This window comes from Undibacterium sp. Rencai35W, assembly GCF_049340185.1.
GTDB lineage: Bacteria > Pseudomonadota > Gammaproteobacteria > Burkholderiales > Burkholderiaceae_D > Undibacterium.
In genome coordinates, this window is record NZ_JBMPPC010000004.1 from 500,705 (window position 1) to 518,616 (window position 17,912).

The 17,912-nt window shown below is 50.6% G+C and carries 16 protein-coding genes; 9 read left to right on the top strand and 7 right to left on the bottom strand.

Annotated features, from left to right (window positions below):
* Positions 1–117 precede the first annotated feature (117 nt).
* Positions 118–708 carry a hypothetical protein gene (locus ACO0K3_RS11665; protein ID WP_422984754.1) on the top strand — a complete coding sequence of 197 codons (591 nt, stop codon included), beginning with the start codon at positions 118–120 and terminating at the stop codon, positions 706–708.
* Here ACO0K3_RS11665 and ACO0K3_RS11670 read toward each other — a convergent pair whose 3' ends face one another.
* The gene (locus ACO0K3_RS11670) at positions 709–1,242 is read right to left on the bottom strand and encodes a PaaI family thioesterase (RefSeq protein ID WP_422984756.1); all 534 of its coding nucleotides are present in this window, start codon (positions 1,240–1,242) and stop codon (positions 709–711) included. It lies immediately after the preceding gene.
* The gene (locus ACO0K3_RS11675) at positions 1,239–1,676 is read right to left on the bottom strand and encodes a PaaI family thioesterase (RefSeq protein WP_422984758.1); all 438 of its coding nucleotides are present in this window, start codon (positions 1,674–1,676) and stop codon (positions 1,239–1,241) included. Before ACO0K3_RS11675 ends, ACO0K3_RS11670 begins: the two co-directional genes overlap by 4 nt.
* A gap of 477 nt (positions 1,677–2,153) precedes the next feature.
* Here ACO0K3_RS11675 and ACO0K3_RS11680 point away from each other — a divergent pair, with 477 nt between their 5' ends.
* A complete protein-coding gene (locus ACO0K3_RS11680) occupies positions 2,154–3,236 on the top strand; it encodes a GlxA family transcriptional regulator (protein WP_422984760.1) in 1,083 nt (360 codons plus the stop codon).
* On the opposite strand, the gene ACO0K3_RS11685 is transcribed toward ACO0K3_RS11680, so the two are convergent.
* Positions 3,192–3,920, bottom strand: coding sequence for a glycine-rich domain-containing protein (locus ACO0K3_RS11685; RefSeq protein ID WP_422984762.1), 729 nt, complete (start codon positions 3,918–3,920; stop codon positions 3,192–3,194). The two genes, ACO0K3_RS11680 and ACO0K3_RS11685, sit on opposite strands and share 45 nt — an antisense overlap.
* A 386-nt stretch (positions 3,921–4,306) precedes the next feature.
* Here ACO0K3_RS11685 and ACO0K3_RS11690 point away from each other — a divergent pair, with 386 nt between their 5' ends.
* The 3 genes from ACO0K3_RS11690 (at position 4,307) to ACO0K3_RS11700 (ending at position 8,022) form a co-directional block, all read left to right on the top strand.
* Complete coding sequence (locus ACO0K3_RS11690) at positions 4,307–5,992, top strand: methyl-accepting chemotaxis protein (RefSeq protein WP_422984764.1); 1,686 nt, start codon at positions 4,307–4,309, stop codon at positions 5,990–5,992.
* Positions 5,993–6,059: 67 nt separating this feature from the next.
* A complete protein-coding gene (locus ACO0K3_RS11695; RefSeq protein ID WP_422984766.1) occupies positions 6,060–6,917 on the top strand; it encodes an HDOD domain-containing protein in 858 nt (285 codons plus the stop codon).
* A 229-nt stretch (positions 6,918–7,146) separates the two neighbouring features.
* Positions 7,147–8,022, top strand: coding sequence for an MBL fold metallo-hydrolase (locus ACO0K3_RS11700; protein ID WP_422984857.1), 876 nt, complete (start codon positions 7,147–7,149; stop codon positions 8,020–8,022).
* 97 nt (positions 8,023–8,119) lie between these two features.
* Here ACO0K3_RS11700 and ACO0K3_RS11705 read toward each other — a convergent pair whose 3' ends face one another.
* On the bottom strand, positions 8,120–8,338 hold the full coding sequence (locus ACO0K3_RS11705) for a SlyX family protein (protein WP_422984768.1): 219 nt from the start codon (positions 8,336–8,338) through the stop codon (positions 8,120–8,122).
* A 297-nt stretch (positions 8,339–8,635) separates the two neighbouring features.
* Between ACO0K3_RS11705 and ACO0K3_RS11710 the strand changes: the two genes are divergently transcribed.
* Together ACO0K3_RS11710 and ACO0K3_RS11715 are read left to right on the top strand one after the other, a co-directional pair.
* Positions 8,636–10,012: a glycoside hydrolase family 18 protein gene (locus tag ACO0K3_RS11710; protein WP_422984770.1), complete on the top strand. Its 1,377-nt coding sequence runs from the start codon at positions 8,636–8,638 to the stop codon at positions 10,010–10,012.
* Between the two features lie 139 nt (positions 10,013–10,151).
* Positions 10,152–11,453: a GGDEF domain-containing protein gene (locus ACO0K3_RS11715; RefSeq protein ID WP_422984772.1), complete on the top strand. Its 1,302-nt coding sequence runs from the start codon at positions 10,152–10,154 to the stop codon at positions 11,451–11,453.
* A gap of 15 nt (positions 11,454–11,468) precedes the next feature.
* Here the strand turns inward: ACO0K3_RS11715 and ACO0K3_RS11720 are convergent, their stop codons facing one another.
* The gene (locus tag ACO0K3_RS11720; RefSeq protein WP_422984774.1) at positions 11,469–12,452 is read right to left on the bottom strand and encodes an alpha/beta hydrolase; all 984 of its coding nucleotides are present in this window, start codon (positions 12,450–12,452) and stop codon (positions 11,469–11,471) included.
* 151 nt (positions 12,453–12,603) lie between these two features.
* Here ACO0K3_RS11720 and ACO0K3_RS11725 point away from each other — a divergent pair, with 151 nt between their 5' ends.
* Positions 12,604–13,800 carry an HDOD domain-containing protein gene (locus ACO0K3_RS11725; RefSeq protein ID WP_422984776.1) on the top strand — a complete coding sequence of 399 codons (1,197 nt, stop codon included), beginning with the start codon at positions 12,604–12,606 and terminating at the stop codon, positions 13,798–13,800.
* Positions 13,801–14,023: 223 nt separating this feature from the next.
* Here ACO0K3_RS11725 and ACO0K3_RS11730 read toward each other — a convergent pair whose 3' ends face one another.
* Positions 14,024–14,341, bottom strand: coding sequence for a hypothetical protein (locus ACO0K3_RS11730; RefSeq protein WP_422959329.1), 318 nt, complete (start codon positions 14,339–14,341; stop codon positions 14,024–14,026).
* A 260-nt stretch (positions 14,342–14,601) separates the two neighbouring features.
* On the opposite strand from ACO0K3_RS11730, the gene ACO0K3_RS11735 reads away from it, so the two are divergent.
* A complete protein-coding gene (locus tag ACO0K3_RS11735; protein ID WP_422984778.1) occupies positions 14,602–16,164 on the top strand; it encodes a DUF4080 domain-containing protein in 1,563 nt (520 codons plus the stop codon).
* 28 nt (positions 16,165–16,192) lie between these two features.
* Here ACO0K3_RS11735 and ACO0K3_RS11740 read toward each other — a convergent pair whose 3' ends face one another.
* A complete protein-coding gene (locus tag ACO0K3_RS11740) occupies positions 16,193–17,854 on the bottom strand; it encodes a M28 family peptidase (protein WP_422984780.1) in 1,662 nt (553 codons plus the stop codon).
* Between the last annotated feature and the right edge of the window lie 58 nt (positions 17,855–17,912).

The following is a 17,912-nucleotide window of genomic DNA, read 5'->3' on the forward strand; positions in this document are numbered from 1 at the left end:
AAACGGCTTTGAGGAACCTCTAAAAACCACAAGTCGAGTGCGAGTAACGCTGAAAAGCATATTTGCTATTCCCTATGCAATGTCTACAATAGCTTCTTTTTTAAACCAAAAATGACTATGAAAAAATATCAATTTATTCTAAAAAGCGTACTGATTTTTTTTGGAATAGCAATATTGAGTGCCTGCACAAGTGCTACTTTGCAGACAAAAAAAGCAGCTAACTACGAGAAAATTTTGACAGAGACTAATATCGTCTTGCAAGCCCCAGTTAATTTTCAACTTAGCTCCGTCACTACTGTTCGAGGAACTAGTGGTAATAGTCAAAATCAGATGGGTACAGGCGATAAAGTTAAATTTACTCAAAAAAGTAAAGATCTGATGGCCATCATGACACCCACGATGGAACAAGAATTTACTAAAAAATTAGAGAAATATAAGGTCAAAATAGTTTCTCCAGGTGAGACAGCATTAACCACGATGCGCATCCTGCCAACAGGTTATATGGAAGACTGCAGTGCACTTGCTTGCCAGGGATCAATGCTGTATCAGGTTTCTCTTTTCGATAATGAGGAGAAAAGAGTGGTGTGGACTGGCAGCTTCAAAGTTGGTGCTCCATTCCCGTTCAAACCAGATGCAAGTATTGTAGAAAGTTTCGCATCAAGCGTAACAACTCAGTTAGTTGGCGCACAATTACTGCTGCTATTCTAATTATGGCAAAGGAAAAATTAAACAAGTAGTGGTCGCATGCGCATAGATTTTGCCGCTAGCGTCCACGATGCGGCCTTCGGCAGTACCGACCTGACGGCCGACCTGGATCACTTTGCCTTCGGCGCGCACGGGTCCGGTTTTATCGGTTAATGCACGGATCAGGTTGACCTTGATTTCCAGCGTTGTATAGCCCACGCCTTTTGGCAACATCGACTGCACCGCGCAGCCCACAGCGGAATCGAGCAGGGTACAGAAATAGCCGCCGTGCACGCTGCCTAGCGGATTGTAATGCTGACGTCCCGGTGTACCCTGAAACACGATGCGGCCAGCCTCGCCTTCAACCGGGAAAAAATCCAGCGTCTTGCCGATGTGCGCCACCGGAAAATCGCCTCTCAGAATACCTTGTAAAAATTCCAGGCCGCTTAGCTCTTTCATTTTTTCCAGCGGAATCACGCCGGGCTCTTGCATCCGTGCGCGGACTTCTGCTTCTTTTGCCAGCCATTGTTCCAAGACTGTGGTGTGGGCGTCGCTCATTTTGCTTCCTTCGGAAATAAGACCATTTGCGTGCAGCGGAACAAGGCGATGGTTTTGCCCTTGTGACTGACGGTGGCATCCCAGACCTGGGTCGTGCGTCCCAGATGAACCGCATGGGCTTTGACTTCGACCAGGCCTTCGCGGGCAGTGCCGAGATGATTGGATTTAAGCTCAATCGTGGTAAAGCTGCTGGCGCCTTCCGGCAGGTTACTGATACATCCATAACCGCAAGCGGTGTCAGCCAGCGTTACCACACTGCCTGCATGCAGGAAACCGTTCGGCGCCAGCAATTGCGGCGTGACAGTCAGTTCGGCGCTGACGGTGTTGCCTTCCAGCGCGGTGATGCGTATGCCCAGATGTCCGGGCAAGAACTGGCTACCGAATTGATTTAAGCCTTCAGGTGTAAGGCTGCGTTTGGTGTGCGCTGTATCCATGGGGTTCCTGGCGATAATGTGGTTGGGAGTCATTGTAGATATTGCGGAAAGGCTCGCATAGTGTCAGTATTGACGCAATTAGTGCAAATACTGACATGCATTCAATTACCTTCTCAAGATTTACGCAAAAAACCAAGACCTCTCATCACAGAGACGCCGAAACACAGAGGCGCCGAGAAAAGCAGGAGCAAGCCGTTCAATGAAAGATGGACTGAAGGGTTGTCAGAAGTTCCCTACATTGAATCCGCAAGCTGGATGCGGCTTGCCGAGGTTTTTCGTGCCAACAGGCGCACCCTGCTTGCGGATTCGTTTTGCGTTTTGCTATTCGATGAAACCAGTTACTCCTGCCCTTTCGTTTTTCTCTGCGCCTCTGTGTTTCGGCGTCTCTGTGATGAGAGGTCTTGGTTTTTTGCGTAAGCCTTATTGCTGATATTACCAACCAGAACAAACGCTAAATCCATTTTAAATACACACACAATGACTCATATCGCCGTCTGGATTTACCCGCAATGTATGGCTTCGCCAGTGACTGCACCGCTGGATGTGTTCGCGATTGCGAATGCGATCTGGATCGCGCAGGGTCAGGCAAAGGAGCAACGTCAGCCTTTGTTTAGCTGGTCTATCCATTCTGCCGACGGAGCGGCGGTAAAGACACCGACCGGCGTGGTGCTGCAGGTAGATGGCGATTTCAGCAGCAATATCACCAACAATATCGCCAACGATATTCAGGCGGATGTGTTGATGCTGCCGGGTATTTTTCTTGGAAACGGCATGCAGGATCTGTGGCGTACGCTGGATGAGTTGCGTCCTTATTTTCCGTTGCTCAGGGAAAAACATGCGCAAGGCAGTTTGCTGGTCAGTAATTGCAGCGCGAGTTTTGTTTTTGCCGAAGCCGGTCTGCTGGATCATGGCCACGCGACCACCGCCTGGTGGCTGGAGCGGGTGTTTAAAGCACGCTATCCGCAGGTGGAGTTGCGTCTGGGTGAGGTGCTGGATGAATACCGTGACATCGTGACCAGCGGTGCCGCGAGTGCGTATATGAATCTGGCACTCGATATCGTGCGCCGCTTTGCCGGTCCGGAAGTCACCGCCAGCGTCGCAAAAACCATGCTGATTGATGCGAACCGGGCGACCCAGACACCGTATATGAACTTGTCCGGCATGACCCAGCAAGAGAGTCAGTCACACGCCGACGATCTGGTAATCCGGGCGCAAAAATGGTTGCGGCAACATCGGCATCTGGCGTTCCGTTTGCCAGCGCTGGCCGATTATCTGGCGGTCAGTGAACGCACGGTGATACGGCATTTTCATCAGGCGCTCGGTACGACACCGGCGAGTTATGCGCAGTTACTGAAAATTGATCTGGCCAAGCGTTTAATGGAAACCACCACACTGACATTGGACGAAGTTGCCGAGCGCACCGGCTATACCGATCTGAGCTCGTTCCGGCGTCTGTTCAAGCGACATACCAGCCTGTCACCCGCGGCCTACCGCGAGCAATTCAAACCACAAAAATCAGTCGCCGCCGCAACCACCACTACAGCCGCCACTACAACCTGAAGAACCGCTGTCACCGCCACTGTCAGCGCTGCCACCAAAATCATTGCTGTCGCTAAAGCTATAGGGGCTGTCACTACTATCTGGGTTGCCCGAACTACCGCCCGCGCCAATGTCAGAAAAATCTCCGCCGCAATACACGGTGCCGTCACCGTTTTTACGCAAAGCGCTGCAATCAGGTTCATAGCGAAAGCCATCGGCGATATTCCATTTGCCATCGAGTGCAAACAACAAAGGCAGACGCGTCGCGCGACGTGGGTTGATGTTCTCTTCAAGACAGGCAAACCACCAGGTCCGGCGCAGGCCATCATTATTGCGCTGGCTGGCACCCAATACCGCTGCCGGTGTGTGATGCATATAACGGCCAAAGGCTTTATTGCAAAACTGTTCGTAATGCTTGGTGTACAGAATAAATTCATGCCATAGATCATCCACGACTTGCGAGGGCATGGACACATGCCGATAACCGCTCTTCAGATACACCAGAAAATACTGCCGCAAGGCACGCGCTACCAGTTGCCGGTCTTTCAGCGATAACTCTGGCCGCAGCTTGACCAGGCGCTCCAGCAATCCGGTGGGAAACATATACGTGCGGATATAGTCAGCTCTGGCAGCCGCACGCGATCTTAACCAGACATAAAAAAGCGCAATGGACAAAACAATCGATAAACCAATAATAAAAACCATACGTTATATGCTGTCAGAAGTAGTTGATGGAGATGGATGAGTGCAAGTAAGCGATCATGAAAAGGTTCAGGATAATTAATTATATAAACAATTTATTCTGTTTTTTTATCGGTTTTTTCATTGGCTTTTTCATTGGCTTTTTAGCATGGCAATAATGACACGCACAATAATGCCACAAGCAAAACCAGTACAAACAAAGTCTGGTGCGCTGCGGTAAGATTTCACGTAACATAAGAATGCGTTTCAATATTAAAACGAGTGCACCATAGCTTGTTTGTTAATCGGTACCTGATTCGAGATTTTCTACGCTGTAAATTCTGTTACGTTGTTGTTCTGTTCGTCGCGTGATGTGCGATGAAGCGACATTCTTACATTAGGGAGCTGCCATGAATTTGCGCAATCTACGCATAGGAACCCGTCTCGCCGTTGGCTTTGGCGTCATCCTCGCGATGTTAATACTGTTGCTTATTACCGACAGTATTTTTAGCGCAAGTAACCGCCGTCAAATGATCGCCGGCCTCGAATATTCGAATAACAAAACCGCACTCGCCGCTGCGATGAAAAGTGGTCTGCTCGAAGGTGGACTGGCACTGCGCAATATCGGTCTGCAAACCGATATCGCTGAAATCGACAAACAAAAAGCCATCGTCAAAACCCACCGTACCCGGTTTCTGGAAGCCCGCGACAAACTCATCGCGCTCGGCCTCAGCGATGGTGAAAAGAAAATTATCGACACCATCAATCAACTGGATCAGCAAACGGATGAGCCGAATAAAGAGGCTTATAAAATGATCCTGAATTTCAACAGCGAAGAGGCCGTCAAAGTCATTGCGACCAAGATTGATCCTTTGCAACAGCAAGCTCTGGTAGAGATCAATAAGCTCGTTGATGTCCAGAGCAAAGCAGCACAAGAATTGTCCGGTGACATGGATAGCAAAGGCAAGCGCCTGTCCACTCTGTTGTTTGGTATTGGTGCTGTGATGCTGGTGATGGGTGCGGCATTTTCTATGCTGATGACACGCAGTATTACGACGCCTTTGCAGGACGCTGTCGAGATTGCAAAACGCGTCGCTGCCGGTGAACTGTCGTTCCGCGAAACAACCAGCGGCTCCGATGAAATCAGTGAATTGCTGAACGCCCTCAAAGAAATGAATGACAACCTGCATCATATCGTAAGCGAAGTGCGTCACGGTACCGATGCAATTGCGATTGCATCCGCTGAAATTTCTACCGGCAATGCGGATCTATCCTCACGTACAGAAACACAAGCTGGTGCATTGGAAGAAACGGCCAGTTCGATGGAAGAAATTACCGCCACCGTACGACATAACGCAGACAACGCCAGACAAGCCAATACCCTGGTGGTATCAGCGTCGAATTTCGCGGTCAAGGGTGGTCAGGAAGTCGGTCAGGTCGTCAGCACCATGAGTTCGATTAAAGAGAGCTCACGTAAGATTGTCGACATCATTGGCGTGATCGACGGCATTGCTTTCCAGACCAATATTCTGGCGCTGAATGCGGCAGTCGAAGCAGCGCGGGCAGGCGAGCAGGGTCGTGGTTTTGCCGTAGTGGCATCTGAAGTGCGCAATCTCGCACAACGTAGTGCCAGCGCCGCTAAAGAGATTAAAACACTGATTGGCGACTCGGTCGAAAAAGTCGATGCCGGTGGCAAACTCGTTGACGCTGCTGGCAAGACCATGGGCGATATCGTCAACTCCGTCAAACAGGTGGCCGACATCATGGCAGAGATTACCGCCGCAGGTCAGGAGCAGAGTTCCGGCATTGAAGAAGTCAACCGCGCCATTAATCAGATGGATGAAATGACGCAACAAAACGCAGCGCTGGTCGAGCAAGCGGCAGCAGCAGCGGAGAGTATGGAAGAACAGGCCGATGCGCTGGCTAAAACTGTATCAACATTCAAACTGGATAACAGTGCGCAGCCTGTCCGCAAAACACCCATGGCGGCATCCTCTGTTGCCGCCGAGAACCGAGAACCGTCTTTGGTTGTCAGTACGGCACATAAGCTGACGAGCAAGCTGACTAAAGTGTTGAAATTTGACAAGAACTTCTGATAACTTTCTACTGATTTGAGTGTTTTCATTACGCTGAGGCAGCCTGCGCGAGAGTATAATTTCATGCATGAAAAAGTCAGAAGCACTTAAAAGTATCGTTGTAGAAGCAAATCAAGGTGAGTTAATTTTTCCCACCAACGTTAACGCGTCTCTTAAAATCCAGCAATTACTCGATGACCCGAACTGCAGCCTGGAAGATGCCGCCAGGCTCACCTTAACCGAACCTTTACTAGCGTCACGCGTTGTCGCCATTGCCAACTCTGTTGCGTACTCGCGCTTTGGTGGCGGCGTGACGAATGTGAGAACCGCAGTCACGATACTCGGCTTCAGCACTCTGCGTTCTATTGTCGCCTCGGTCGTAGTGAAGCAACTCAGCTGCGCGATCCACAATCCCGTTCTGCGTCAAAAGGCCCATCAGTTGTGGGAGCATTCAGCACATGTCGCCGCACTCGCCCATATACTCGCGCGCAGGGTCAGCAACACCGATGCCGAGACCGCGATGTTTGCCGGTATTGTGCATGAGGTCAGTGGGTTTTATCTGCTGTCACGTGCCGATCAATTGCCTGCCCTGATGGAGTCCGACGAGCAAGAAAATACGGACAGTAACGGCGAACTCGCTGAGCCGGATGAAGTCGTTATCGGTCGTGCCGTATTAAAAAAACTGATGCTGCCAAAACGTATCATCAGCGCCGTGGAAGCACTCTGGTCAGGCATCCGTGTCATGCCTCCGGAAACCCTCGGCGACACGCTGGTACTGGCGAATGATCTGGCATCTGTCCCATCACCGCTGGACATCCGTTCGGAAGCGACTATACGGCAAGCTGCATCGGAGATTGATTTTCTGGTCGGCGACGGCACTATTCATCACATTCTTGAAGAATCCGACAAAGAAGTCAAAGCACTCACCGTTTCGCTGATGACCTAAGAATCTCCCCTAAGATCAAAAAAACCGGTCGCGCAAAGCAGCAAATTCCGAAAGTCGGCATAATGACGCCACGCTATTTTGCGCATATCGGAGATTCAACGTGACTACAGTTCACCTCACTAACCGTTTTTTGCGCGCCAGTAGTTTGGCGCTGATCACCGCTACGACCTCGTTCTCCCTCGCTGCATTTACTGCCGTCATCGCACCGGCAGCACACGCCGCCGCACCGATGGTCAAAACATCGGCGCCGGGCTACTACCGCGTCATGCTAGGCGATTTTGAAGTCACAGCCTTGTCTGATGGCACCGTGCAATTGCCGGTAGATAAACTGCTGACCAATTCTTCACCGGAAAAAATCGCCAAAGGCCTGAGCAAGTTTCACCAGAAAAGTCCGCTGGACACCTCTGTCAACGGCTACCTGATTAATACCGGCACTAAGCTCGTATTGATCGATACCGGTGCTGCTGGTCTGTTCGGACCAACTTTAGGCAAACTTGCCAGTAATTTGAAAGCTTCGGGTTATCAGCCAGAGCAAGTGGATGAAATCTATATCACCCACATGCACCCTGATCATGTAGGCGGTCTGGTCGATGGCGACAAACTGGTGTTTCCGAATGCGGTCGTTCGCGCCGATAAGCATGATGCCGATTTCTGGCTGAGTCAGGCAAATCTGGATAAGGCTCCGGCAGAGTCCAAAGGCTTTTTCCAGGGAGCGATGGCCTCATTAAATCCTTACGTCAAGGCAGATAAGTTTAAGGCCTTTGAAGGCAATACCGACCTGGTGCCGGGGATCAAAGCGATTGCCAGCCACGGCCATACAGCTGGTCACAGCATCTATCTGGTGGAAAGCAAGGGGCAAAAACTCATGCTCTGGGGCGATCTGATGCATGTGGCAGCAGTTCAGTTTGATCATCCTGAAGTCACTATCCAGTTTGATTCTGATAGCAAATCAGCCGCGGCGGAGCGTAAAAAAGCGTATGCCGATGCAGCCAAGCAAGGCTATATGGTTGGTGCATCGCATTTGTCCTTTCCTGGCTTAGGCTATGTGCGTAATGAAGGCAAAGCATATGCATGGACACCATTGAACTACGCACCTGCGCAGTAATCTGTAGTTGCACGAAATAAAAAAGGAACCTTGCTGGTTCCTTTTTTTTACCAAATGAAATTGCCATATTCACTGGGATTAAATTTCCTTCAGTTTTTTAATAATGCGGCGGTCTTTCATCAATAATCCGCTGCTGACTAGCATTGATCGCCATTTCTTTCATACGCCCGACCAGGGCCGTACATAAGGCCTCCAGCTCAGCAATTTTTTTCTGCTGCTCATAAACGAGCTGGTTTAAGGTATCAACGACATCTTCCTGGCGCGATATTTTGATTTCTAATTCTTCTAAACGATGATCGATTACCTTGACGTCCATGATCTTACTTTCTGCTGTAACAAAGCACGCAGTATAAGGTAAATGCGATCTGTATCATGGACGGCATGGAACAAACACATCCTGCCGGATAGGTGACATGCCAGATACCAGCATTGGAAAAAAATCATCTGGTATTGGCCGAAACGACATCACAAGCACGGGAAATTGGCACTGGTATGCAGCGTTCGAAAGCAATCAAAAAATCTGTTGACCAGCCTCCGCTGACACCGCATTCTCACCACCATGTTAATGATGCACTGTAACCCGATTGCAGCGCCGGTCATGAGAATGAAACGTATGCGCCATCCATTTTTATTTAATTTGTTGTTACTCTCAGCAATCCTGATGCCGCTCACAGGCTTTGCTAATACCAGCAGTCGTCAGCACGTGGTGATCGGTTATTACCTGCTCGAAAAAGAGCAGATTAATCACTATCCAGAGGCTGCCGAATTCCCGGTGTCGTACATTACGCCGCGCAAGGCAGCGATGCTGACGCATATCAATTTTTCCTTTATCAATATTAATGCAAATGGCGAATGTGATCTGCCTGAAGGAGTAGAGACAGACAAGGCAGCAAAGGTGTTCAGCGAACTAATGGCATTAAAAAAACATCACCCCAAGCTGCGTATTTTGTTCTCTCTGGGTGGCTGGACGTATAGCAATGACAGCAGCCCTACCGTGACGCGTTATCGCGATGCAGTCAGCACGCCAGAGCAGCGGTTAAAGCTGGCGAACTCGTGTGTCGCGTTCATGAAACATTACGGTTTCGATGGAATCGATATTGACTGGGAATATCCGCGCCCGCAAGATGCCGATCAGTTCGTCGCCCTGCTGACAGAAATCCGTCGTCAATTGACCCAAGAGAATCTGCAAAGACCCAAAAAACCCTATCAGCTCACTATTGCCGGACCAGGCGATGTCGCGAATATGACGCGCTATTATCCGCAACTACCTGCGATCGTAGCGCAACTCGACTACCTCAATTTAATGAGCTACGACCTGAACGGTGTCTGGCAAGCACGCAGCAATCACAATGCTCCCTTGTTTGGTCACCCAGATGAGCCGCTGATCAGCAATCCCTTACGCAGCTTGGCTTCTGCGGCGGGAGCCAGTCAGGTCAGTCTAGATAAACTATTTCCGTCTCCGATCGCCAGCACGATCGATGCGGCCGTGACGCACTATTTACGCGCCGGTATTCCGGCGAAAAAGATGGTGTTAGGCGTGCCATTTTATGGACGGGCATTTTTTCAGGTGACGCCGGAGAACGATGGTCTGTATCAGACATTTGTCACGGAATCCGCAGAAAATTATCAGGGTGATCCGGCCTTACTAATCGGTTGCGATAGTTGTACCAGGCGCAAAGAACCTCGCATGGCAAGCTATGCAGAAATCCAGACCATGCTGAAGGCACCACTGGGCTATGTGCGTTATTTCAGTCATGAGACGAAAGTTCCCTGGCTCTGGCATCCGGAAAAACATATTTTTGTCAGTTATGACGATACGGTGTCTCTGGACTACAAAATTGCTTATCTAAAACAACAAGGAATGGCGGGTGTCATGTTCTGGCACCTCGGTCAGGATGACCGGCAAGGCAGCCTGTTAGGTAGTTTGCATCGAGGTTTGGTGCAGCCGGTACCTCGTCGCATCAGTTTATCTGGTGGTCTGCACTATTAAGTCTTGCCAAATAGCAATTTACCTTCTATTTATACTTGACTTGTTAAATCACGAAAAATGAGGCTTGTGGTAAAAGCGGCATTGAGGAATACTTTGCTTTCTGCAATGAGATTTCTTTTGCAATACATCTGGCGCCAATATGACCTCATCTCTACCTGTTAGCTTCTACAAGAATAACGTCTTCATGCTCGCAGAACGGTTTTTCATTCAGGATGAAAGCACCACTTTAAAACTGCATGCACACAAATATAATTTTGACATTATTTTTTTCAGTCAGATAGATCCCTTTATTAAGGCAATCGCATCCGCAAATGATGACGATTTGTTCGTCGTTGATTTAGATGTGCTACATGATTTGCATGCAGTAAAAGATAAACGCAATATGTTCCTACAAGATCTGCTGAAGCCTTTACCGGATAACCGTCAATACGTTTATCTGGAGACCGCGAAGCAAGGCAGCCGGTATCTGTTGCAAAAAATGTTGCTCGACACGAATTGTATGGCGTATGCAGAAAAACCCTTCAGCAGCGAAGATCTGGTCGACAACCTGTTTAATCTTTTTGCCCAGCGCAAACGCGACGATCAGGGCAAGATCCTGTTCCACGGCACCTCCGTATGGCTGGATGAGTCAATGCTGGTAGAACACAATATCAGCCTGATCCGGCACGATGATTATCAAACCTTGCATACGCAGGTAAAATTTTCACTGCCGGATGTGGTGGTCATCGATAGCGAGAGTTATAAAAATGCTGAATCGATTGCCGAAATTATTCAAAAAAATATTGCAGCAGATCCGAGTCTGGAAATTGTCATGCTGCAGACAAGCAACGATAACGCGCTGTCTGAACGCGGTGTCAAAGCCGGATTTGATGTCGTGATGATGCATCAGACGAATCAAATTACGACTGCGCAACTGATCAATCGTATCAATAAAATCCGCACCAATAAAAACCTGATTTCCAGAGACCGTGCAACCGGTTTGCTGAATAAAGTCGGCTACAAAAAACGCGCGCAAGAAAGAATCTACGAAGCGGACAAAGCAAAAACGGCATTAGCTGTTGTCATCTTCGATATCGATAAATTTAAAACAATTAACGACACCTGGGGACATCATTTCGGTGACGTCGTCATCAAGCGGCTGTCCATGTATTTAGGGCAGTTTTTAGAAGACAAATACTTGCTAAGCCGCTTCGGTGGTGAAGAGTTCGTGATGTTGTTCTGGAACGCCGATCATGATGCGGTGATGCGCAGCTTAAACGACATTCGCGAAGGCTTTAATCAGATCGAATTTGAAATTGCACCCGGCGAAATCAAGCGCTTTTCGATTAGCGGCGGGGTGGCTTTTTATCCTAAGCACAAAACTGAAAATGCCTTGTTTTTGCATGCAGACGAAGCACTCTACCGGGCAAAAACAGGTGGGCGTAATCAGATTTGTGAATAGGCAGGGGACGGCATTTTATTCAAGATGCCGTCTGATTGCCGGTGACAATGAGGCCATGAAATCTTCGACGGCCTGCGTGTAAGAATTCTCCAGACCAAGCTGCTGATTAATATCTCCATGACTGCGCGCCTGCGGCAACACACTGGCTCGCATGCCAATGGCGTTGGCACGCTTCACAAAATAGTCGGCCTGATCGCAAGGATGATCCGGACGTTTGCTGGAGCAGACTGCCAAAAACGGCGCACCGGCAGTATTGAGGGCATGCAGAGGAGAGCTGCGTCGCCAATAGGCAGGATCGGTACCAAAGGCTTTATCATAGAAGCCGTAATGCTTGGTCGCCATGATCGCCGGAATATCATACGCAGCGCTGTCCAGTGACACACTGCCCAACCAGGGGTGTACGCCGAACTGTGCGACCATATCCGGCGAGGTGCTCAGCAAAGAAATCAGATGCGCTCCCGCAGAATGCCCCATGATAATAAACTGATCTGGATCGCCGCCCCATTCGGCTGCCTTGGATTGCGCCATTGCCAGAGCGCGTGCAACATCCTCGGCCTGTTCTCTGGCCAATAACTGCGGCAACATCCGGTAATTAATCGAGATAAAAATGAAGCCTTTGGGAAGCCAGCGGGCGACTTTGTTTTCGACGACTTTATTATGGGTTTTACTACCGATGGCCCAGGCACCGCCATGGACCATAAAAATCACCGGTAACCTGACAGCGCTGTGATCACCTGCACTGGCCGGGAGATAGACATCCATTTTTTGTTTGGCATCGCTGCCGTACGCGACATCTTCGAGCACCCGTGTTCCCGGCGGCAACTTGAAGCGAGGCCCGTTGGTAGCGGCCTCTTCTTCCTCCATCTCCGACTGCTGAGCGCGACGTTCCATAAGTTTATCGCGGATCACGCCCGCCTGGCTTAACTGACTGACGAACTGACATACGATTAATGCAGTACAGCAAATCAGCAGTCTGCTGCTTTGACCGGGTCTGGACATGGTATCTCCCTTCAGATTGGTAATGAAACGACACATTGGCCTCACTAGCCTCACGATAGCACCAGACTAAGGCGGAAATTAAAGTTACACTGCACAAGACATCTCAGCAACACCTGGTAAGCCTGTCTCATGACTAACTGAAAGGGATATTGTGCAGAATTTCCTGTCCAAGTTGTTCAATCAAGTATTCAGCAAAACACCCTCAGCCAAAACTGCTCCCCGTGCAACTCCGGCAGCGGAAGCAGTAAAGTCGCCAGCAACACCCGCCGCGCCACCTACCCCATCACAAGAGCTTATCGTAGCGCAAAGCACACTTGAGGCAAGTCCTTCTGTAACAGCCATTACACCTGTTACAACTGCGGCAACGGAAACCAAGCCCGCAGCAACAGAAATCGTCCCTCCCGTATTGCAGGCATGGCGTCCGCAGATCGCAGTTGATCCCCTGTTTTTTTCCTGGCTCATGGGCAATCCCGGCGAAGGCAGCAGCATGGACATAGAGCAAAAAGTACTACAAGCCTTATACGCTTTGCTGGCATCCGATCTGAACGACGCGGTAGTAGTTCCCCGCGTACCGACCGTGATCCCGCAATTATTAGGCAGCCTGCGCAATAAAACCGTGTCGGCAGGCGAATTGTCTTCGCATATTGTCAAAGACGTGGTGCTGGTAGGCGAGGTCATCAACGCCGTGAACAGCGCGCTCTATAATCCGGCAGACCGCATTAATAGTCTGGAGAAAGCCGTCATGGTACTGGGAGAGGATGGCTTGCGCCTGCTGATCGCAAAAGTCGCGTTCCGTCCCATCATTAATCTGAATGCCGGCAACTTCACCCGCAGGGCGGCACCGCATCTCTGGAACCAGTCTGAAAAATGTGCTCTGGCCTGCTACCAGCTCGCGACCGGGCTCGACCCTTTTCAGGCGTTTCTGACAGGTTTGATGAAAAACGTGGGATTGATCATTGCGTTCCGCTTACTCGATCAGCAATGTGATGAAGCAAAATTCAAATACTCCAGCAGTTTTTACCATGCGTTCACGTCCGTCGCCGCAACGCTGTCGTACCGGATAGCACAACGCTGGGAATTTCCTGCAGCGGTAATTCAGGCTTTGCAACAACAGGCGGGCGGCAGCAAAGCTCCTGTCTGGACCCCTTTAGGGCATCTGCTGCACAGCGCCGACCTGCTGGCAAAAATGCGCGTGATGGTCAATCACGGTCAATTGAAATCAAGCGACGAGCGGCTATTCGCCGGACTTCCGGCTGATGCCATCGACTGTTTCGCTATGCTGAACCATGTACAGTTATACGATACCGCGTCGGCACTACAAAAAAACCATGCCACCTCAGGCGCATGAGCTAACCGGGCGGCATGGTTTGTCTCGTTAAAGAAGTAACCAGGACGGTCCTGGTTCATGTCCAAATCAAAATCATCTGGATAAAAATGGCTTTGACTTGGATACGAACTCGTCTTACTGTGCCGTCCCGCCAATAGCGGCTGTTTTTGTATTCTCTACCGCGATAGTACTAACGCTTTCGTTCACATTTTTCTGCATCTTATGACTCTTGTGCAATCCGTGTTTAACCATTATTTTGGGAAGTACGGATCGCTTTAGCGGCAATACCGTGCAATACCTGGTCTTGCTGAGCCATCGCCATTTTTTGTTCTTCAGTCAAACGTTTTGCACTGATCACGACTGTTTGCACACCGGCGGCTTCTGTATCGAAAGCCAGTTTTTGATCAGCACTCATGCGTTGAGCAACGATAGTGACTGTCTGTATCTGTGCTACTGGAGCAGGTGCGCTGACGGCAACTGGCTGGAAGGCTGCACCGACGGCGAAGATACCGGCAACTAAAGCTGAGCTCAATATCGCGGATGTTTTAAAAGTTGTTTTCATTTGATTTACCTCTGTCATTTATGGTTAATTTGGATCGATAGTGCCTGGTCTGAATCTGTATTTGCTCTGTCGATGTATGCACTGTAGACAATGTGTTTGTCACTTGCGATGGCAATGCGACGAAATGCAAAAAGTGGAGGATGAAAGTCACGAATCTGCGGCCGAGCCGTTTTGACAACAATAGGATGTCGCCCGGATTTCGCGATAGAGCAGCGTACAATACGGACTTCCCCCTTATTGATCGCTGTACGCCCTGCCTCATGACCATATTGCTTTCCACCCTCAACGCCCGCTACGCCCACGCTTCACTGGGTCTGCGTTATCTGCTCGCGAACATGGGTGCCTTACAAGAGCAAACCCGGTTGCAGGAATTTGTGACCGGTGCGAAAACCACCGAAATCGTAGAAAAACTCTTGTCGCACCGTCAGGCCGGAGAAAAACTCATTGTCGGCTTCGGCGTGTATATCTGGAATATCGAAGAAATCACCAAGGTCGTTGCCTTGCTGAAACGCGTTGCACCTGAGGTCGTCGTGATTCTCGGTGGACCAGAAGTCTCCTACGAAACCGCGGAACAAGACATCGTCAAATTAGCCGATTACGTCATCACAGGCTGGGGCGACGTGACGTTCCCGGAGATTTGTCGCCAGGTATTACATGGCCCGAAACCTTTGATGAAAATCCACGCCGGTGTCCAGCCGCCAATGGCCGACATCAACTTGCCCTACGATCTCTACAGCGATGAAGACATCAAGCACCGCACCTTGTATGTCGAGGCGTCACGCGGCTGTCCGTTTAAATGCGAATTCTGTTTATCCGCGCTGGATAAAACTGCCTGGCCATTTGAAATTGACCGGTTCCTGGCCGAGATGGAACATCTGCATGCCCGCGGAGCACGGCTGTTTAAGTTTGTTGACCGCACCTTCAATCTGAACATCAAAACTAGCCTGAAGATCATGCAATTCTTCCTCGATAAACTGGAAGCACATCCGGAGGATCCAGTATTCGCGCATTTTGAAGTCGTGCCTGATCATCTGCCTGATGCCTTGAAAGAGGGTATTAAAAAATTCCCGCCAGGGACGCTGCAATTTGAACTTGGCATCCAGAGCTTTAACCCGGAGGTACAGGCACGCATCAGCCGTAAACAGGATAATCAAAAAGCCGCCGATAACATCCGCTGGCTATGCGAGAACTCGGAAGCACATTTACACGTCGACCTGATCGCCGGATTGCCCGGAGAGACGGTAGAAAGCTTCGCTGCAGGCTTTAACAAGCTGTATGCGCTCAAACCGCATGAGATCCAGTTCGGTATCCTGAAACGCCTGCGCGGCACACCGATTATCCGTCATACCGAAGAGTGGGGCATGGTCTTCGATCCTTATCCGCCTTATACCATTCTGGCGAATAGCACGATCGATTTCAGCACGATGCAGCGCCTGGTGCGTTTTGCCCGCTACTGGGATCTGGTGGCGAACTCAGGGCGCTTTGGTCATACCTTGCCGTACGTGCTCGGCGAAACGCCGTTTGAGCACTTTATGGATTTGTCCGACTGGCTGTATCAGCGCACCGATGCTACTCACCGGATCGCGCTTGAACGCCTGGCGGCGCTGGTCGGAGAATGGTTACGCAGCGAACGCCATATGGATGATGCCTTGGTTGAACAGATTCTAGGCAGCGATTACGCCGGTCAGGCAAATCGTAAAAATGTCAGCGATAAGTCTGCCGCCAAATTGGACAAGGTAGATAAAGGCACGCAAAAAAGCGCAGAGAAAAAAACCGACGCCAAATCCCTGCCACAACGACAGGCAAGGCATCTGGCGGCCTGATCGTTGATAGGGTAACTGCTCAGATGAATCAACGCCGGATCTTGCCAAACGCGTCGCCTGCCTTCCAGGTTGCCATGCGCGGCGCATTGGCAACGGCATAGCCCAGGTTCAGGGTAAATTGCGCCTGCTGCACCATGCCAGATAAATCCCATTTAGGATCATAACGATCCGTCTCCTGATGATAATGCCTGGTGAAACCGTGCATGATCGCATTCGAGGCTGCATCGTTTTGCTCAAATTCAAAATGACCGTCGCCCGAAAACACGGCGGAACCCACATTGAATGCCGGAATCCCAGCGCGAGCAAAGTTAAAATGATCGGCACGGAAATAACTACCGGACAAGTCAGGCACTTGCGGCGCCAGATGCATGCCCATCTGCTTTGCCACGAGAGCGGCGGTGGCATTGAGGCTGCTGCGCTCACTGCCTGCGACGCCGATATCACGGGTTTTGCCAACGAAATTCATGCTGTCGAGGTTAAGGTCGGCACTGGTTTTTGCCAGTGGCCAGAGCGGATTTTTCACATAGGCAGCGCTGCCAAGGAGATATTGCTCCTCCGCGCAAGGCCATAAAAATATCAGGCTGCGACGGGCCGGATGCGCCACTGCAGCCTGCGCCATCGCCATGAGAGAAGCGGCACCCGAGGCGTTGTCGATCGCGCCGTTCCAGATGTGATCCGCCTTTTCACCGCTGGCAGCGGGCACTTTGCCCAGATGATCCCAGTGGGCGGAATAGATCACGGCCTCTTCTTTCAGCTTGGGATCGGTTCCCGGCACGATGCCCACCACGTTGAATTGCTCAACCTTGCGCACTGCGACTTTCAACTCTGCCTGTACCGTGGCATTCAGCAAAACCGGCTGAAAGTCGCGGCTCTCTGCCTTCGCACGCAGCGCATCCAGATCTTGTCCGGCCGCACTGAACAAGGCTTTGGCGGTATTCTCGTGCAGCCAGCCTTCCAGCGCATTGCCCACTCCATCAAGATGGAAGCGCTCATGGCTGAAGCTATTTACCGGCACGCTCCAGCCATACGATGCTGACGAATTGGTGTGAATCAGCAGAACACCTGCCGCGCCCTCGCGCAACGCCTGTTCGTATTTGTAAGTCCAGCGTCCGTAGTAAGTCAGTGCCTTACCGCCAAAACGCTCCGGCTCGGCCACCGTCGGTTGCGGATCGTTGACCATCATGATCAGCAGCTTGCCTTTGACATCGGCATTTTTATAATCATTCCAGCGCTCGTCATCGGCACGGATACCGTAGCCGACAAACATGACCGGAGCATTGACGCTGACCTCCGCCTGATTTCCGCCTGTACCGTACACCGCCTCTGTGCCAAATTCCGTATTAATGCGCGTGCCGCCCTTACCGCTACTCCCACCGCTCCCGCCGACATCAAACCGCAGACTACTGGCAGGTAAAGTCTGCACGCCTGTCAGCACTACGGACTGCCGATAGGTATGTCCTGTCACTGGCTGCAATCCTATCGCTGCCGCCTGCGTCTCCAGGTAGCGAACTGCCAGATCACCGCCACGCTGCCCCGTGCCGCGACCTTCCAGCAAATCATCGGCGAGAAACGCCAGATGAGCACGTAACGGCGCCTCCTTCACGGTTTGTGCATGCACGGCACATGCGGTCAGGCAAAACGCAGCAATCGCCGTGCGCAGGGCTGCCACGGAAATTTTAAAATCGTTCATAAAAACCTCGTGAGATAGTGGAGAATAAGTCGTGAGAATGAGTTGTGAAAGTGAGTCG

Coding starts and splice junctions, on each gene's coding strand:
- ACO0K3_RS11685 (WP_422984762.1), bottom strand. CDS start 3,920: ATGGTTTTTATTATTGGTTTATCGATTGTTTTGTCCATTGCGCTTTTT.
- ACO0K3_RS11675 (WP_422984758.1), bottom strand. CDS start 1,676: ATGGATACAGCGCACACCAAACGCAGCCTTACACCTGAAGGCTTAAAT.
- ACO0K3_RS11730 (WP_422959329.1), bottom strand. CDS start 14,341: ATGAAAACAACTTTTAAAACATCCGCGATATTGAGCTCAGCTTTAGTT.
- ACO0K3_RS11720 (WP_422984774.1), bottom strand. CDS start 12,452: ATGTCCAGACCCGGTCAAAGCAGCAGACTGCTGATTTGCTGTACTGCA.
- ACO0K3_RS11665 (WP_422984754.1), top strand. CDS start 118: ATGAAAAAATATCAATTTATTCTAAAAAGCGTACTGATTTTTTTTGGA.
- ACO0K3_RS11700 (WP_422984857.1), top strand. CDS start 7,147: ATGGTCAAAACATCGGCGCCGGGCTACTACCGCGTCATGCTAGGCGAT.
- ACO0K3_RS11695 (WP_422984766.1), top strand. CDS start 6,060: ATGAAAAAGTCAGAAGCACTTAAAAGTATCGTTGTAGAAGCAAATCAA.
- ACO0K3_RS11710 (WP_422984770.1), top strand. CDS start 8,636: ATGCGCCATCCATTTTTATTTAATTTGTTGTTACTCTCAGCAATCCTG.
- ACO0K3_RS11690 (WP_422984764.1), top strand. CDS start 4,307: ATGAATTTGCGCAATCTACGCATAGGAACCCGTCTCGCCGTTGGCTTT.
- ACO0K3_RS11670 (WP_422984756.1), bottom strand. CDS start 1,242: ATGAGCGACGCCCACACCACAGTCTTGGAACAATGGCTGGCAAAAGAA.
- ACO0K3_RS11735 (WP_422984778.1), top strand. CDS start 14,602: ATGACCATATTGCTTTCCACCCTCAACGCCCGCTACGCCCACGCTTCA.
- ACO0K3_RS11680 (WP_422984760.1), top strand. CDS start 2,154: ATGACTCATATCGCCGTCTGGATTTACCCGCAATGTATGGCTTCGCCA.
- ACO0K3_RS11715 (WP_422984772.1), top strand. CDS start 10,152: ATGACCTCATCTCTACCTGTTAGCTTCTACAAGAATAACGTCTTCATG.
- ACO0K3_RS11740 (WP_422984780.1), bottom strand. CDS start 17,854: ATGAACGATTTTAAAATTTCCGTGGCAGCCCTGCGCACGGCGATTGCT.
- ACO0K3_RS11705 (WP_422984768.1), bottom strand. CDS start 8,338: ATGGACGTCAAGGTAATCGATCATCGTTTAGAAGAATTAGAAATCAAA.